This window comes from Bradyrhizobium sp. (genome assembly GCF_019242285.1).
Lineage (GTDB): Bacteria > Pseudomonadota > Alphaproteobacteria > Rhizobiales > Xanthobacteraceae > Bradyrhizobium.
The window spans coordinates 1-2,502 of sequence record NZ_JAFAVV010000315.1 but is presented as its reverse complement, the minus strand read 5'-3'; the positions used below and the strand labels follow the sequence as shown (position 1 = coordinate 2,502).

At 69.3% G+C, this 2,502-nt stretch carries 3 protein-coding genes; all 3 read left to right on the top strand.

Annotation, left to right across the window (positions count from 1 at the left end; translation table 11 throughout):
* On the top strand, positions 1 to 1,066 hold a 1,066-nt coding region (locus JOY90_RS12420; protein ID WP_291691427.1), incomplete at its 5' end, for a dihydroxy-acid dehydratase.
* Between the two features lie 10 nt (positions 1,067 to 1,076).
* Positions 1,077 to 1,997, top strand: coding sequence for a dihydrodipicolinate synthase family protein (locus tag JOY90_RS12415; RefSeq protein ID WP_291691426.1), 921 nt, complete (start codon positions 1,077 to 1,079; stop codon positions 1,995 to 1,997).
* A partial coding sequence (locus JOY90_RS12410) for a Gfo/Idh/MocA family oxidoreductase (RefSeq protein ID WP_291691428.1) occupies positions 1,994 to 2,502 on the top strand: 509 nt, incomplete at its 3' end. The genes JOY90_RS12415 and JOY90_RS12410, both read left to right, overlap by 4 nt.

Below are 2,502 nucleotides of genomic sequence, written 5' to 3'. Positions count from 1 at the left end.
CATACCGGCGGTCGATGCGCGCCGCAACGAGCTAGCGCGCATGGCCGGGCGGCGGATCGTGCAGATGGTGGACGAGGACGTCCTGCTTTCGAAGATCCTGACGCGCGAAGCGTTCGAGAATGCGATCCGCACACTCGGCGCCATCGGCGGATCGACGAACGCGGTCGTGCACCTGCTGGCGATCGCGCGCCGGGTCGGGATTGACCTCACGCTGGACGATTTCGACCGGCTTGGCCGCGGGCTGCACTGCCTGGTGGACCTGATGCCCTCGGGCAAATATCTGATGGAGGACTTCTGCTACGCTGGTGCCCTGCCGGTTGTGTTGCGCCGGCTGGGCGAGCACGGGCTGCTGCACAAGGATGCGCCTACGGTCAACGGAAGCACGATTTGGGAGAACGTCAAGGACGCCCAGTGCTGGAACGACACGGTGATCACCCCGTTCGAGCGCCCGTTCAAGCCGGAATCGGGGATGGCGATCCTGCGCGGCAACCTCGCCCCGGACGGCGCGGTGATCAAGCCGTCCGCGGCCAGCCCCGAGCTGATGCGTCACACCGGCCGGGCCGTCGTTTTCTCGAACGTCGAGCACATGCACGAAGCGGTCGAGGACGATGCGCTCGAGATCGAGCCCTCCTGCATCATGGTACTGCAGAATTGCGGCCCGAAGGGCTATCCCGGCATGGCCGAGGTCGGCAACATGCCGATCCCGCACAAGCTGCTGAAGCAGGGCGTGCGTGACATGGTCCGCATCTCCGATGCACGGATGTCGGGCACGGCATACGGCACCGTCGTCCTGCACGTGGCGCCCGAAGCCGCGGCCGGCGGCCCCTTGGCGCTGGTCCGCACCGGCGACACCATCACGCTCGACGTCGCCGCGCGCTCGCTGCACCTTCACGTCGACGACGCCGAGCTCGCCAAGCGCCGGGCGGCCTGGACGCCGCCGGACGCGCACGCCTCCCGTGGCTACGTGCGGATGTACGTCGATCACGTGCTGCAGGCCAACGAGGGCGTCGATCTCGACTTCCTGGTCGGCCGTACCGGCTCTCCGGTCCCGCGCGACAACCACTGAGAGGCCGACCTTGCCCATCCGACCGTATCGCGGCGTTTTTCCCGTCGTCCCCACGATCTTCACCGCCTCGGGCGATCTCGATCTCGACGGCCAGAAGCGCGCCGTCGATTGCATGATCGACGCCGGCTCGCAGGGGCTCTGCATCCTTGCCAACTTTTCGGAGCAGTTCGTGCTCGCCGATGCGGAGCGCGACCGGATCATGGACGCGGTGCTCGCCCATGTGGCTGGCCGCGTCCCCGTGATCGTCACCACCACGCATTTCGCGACCGCGGTCTGCGCCGAGCGCAGCCGCCGGGCCGAGGCGGCCGGGGGGGCGATGGTGATGGTCATGCCCCCTTACCACGGCGCCACCATCCGCGTGCCCGAACCGGCGATCTACGAGTTTTTTCGCGCCGTTTCCGGCGCGATCTCGATCCCGGTGATGATCCAGGACGCGCCGGTGGCCGGCACCAACCTGTCCGCTGCCTTCCTCGCGCGCATGGCGCGCGAGATCCCGGGCGTGGCCTATTTCAAGATCGAAGTGCCGCAGGCCGCGGCGAAGCTGCGCTCCCTGCTCGAGCTTGGCGGCGAGGCCATCGAGGGGCCATGGGACGGCGAGGAGGGTATCACGCTGATGGCCGACCTCGATGCGGGTGCCACGGGGGCCATGACGGGCGGCGGCTATCCGGACGGGTTCCGCCAGATCGTCGACCCGTATTTCGCCGGCGACCGCGGCGCGGCGATCGAGGCCTATCAGCGCTGGCTGCCGCTGATCAACTACGAGAATCGCCAATGCGGGCTGCTCGCCGCCAAGGCGTTGATGCACGAAGGCGGGGTGATCGCGTGCGAAGCCGGCCGCCATCCGATCCCGCCGTTGCACCCCGCCATCCGCGCCGGGCTGGTCGAGACGGCGCGCCGGCTCGATCCGGTCGTGCTCCGCTGGGGACGCTGATGCCGCTGCGCCTGGCCGTGGTCGGCCTCGGTAAGATCGCCCGCGACCAGCACCTCCCGGCCATCGCCGCCACGGACGGCGTCGAACTCGCCGCGCTTGCCAGCCGCAATGCCCGCCTACCGTCCGTGCCATGCTTTCCGACCATCGAGGCTCTGTTGCGCGACGGGCCGGACATCGATGCCGTCGCGCTCTGCACCCCGCCGCAGGGGCGGCACGCGCTGGCCGCGGCGGCGTTGGCCGCCGGAAAACATGTTCTTCTCGAGAAGCCACCCAGCGCGACCGTTGCCGAACTCACCTTCCTGGTCGAGGCCGCGCGCCGTGCCGGGCGCACGCTGTTCGCGACCTGGCACTCCCGCTTCGCCGCCGCCGTGGAGCCGGCGCGCGACCTGCTGGCGCAGCGAAGAATCCGCGCCGTTCGGATCGCCTGGAAGGAAGACGTCCGGGTGTGGCACCCAGGCCAGCAATGGATCTGGCAGCCGGGCGGCTTCGGCGTTCTCGATCCAGG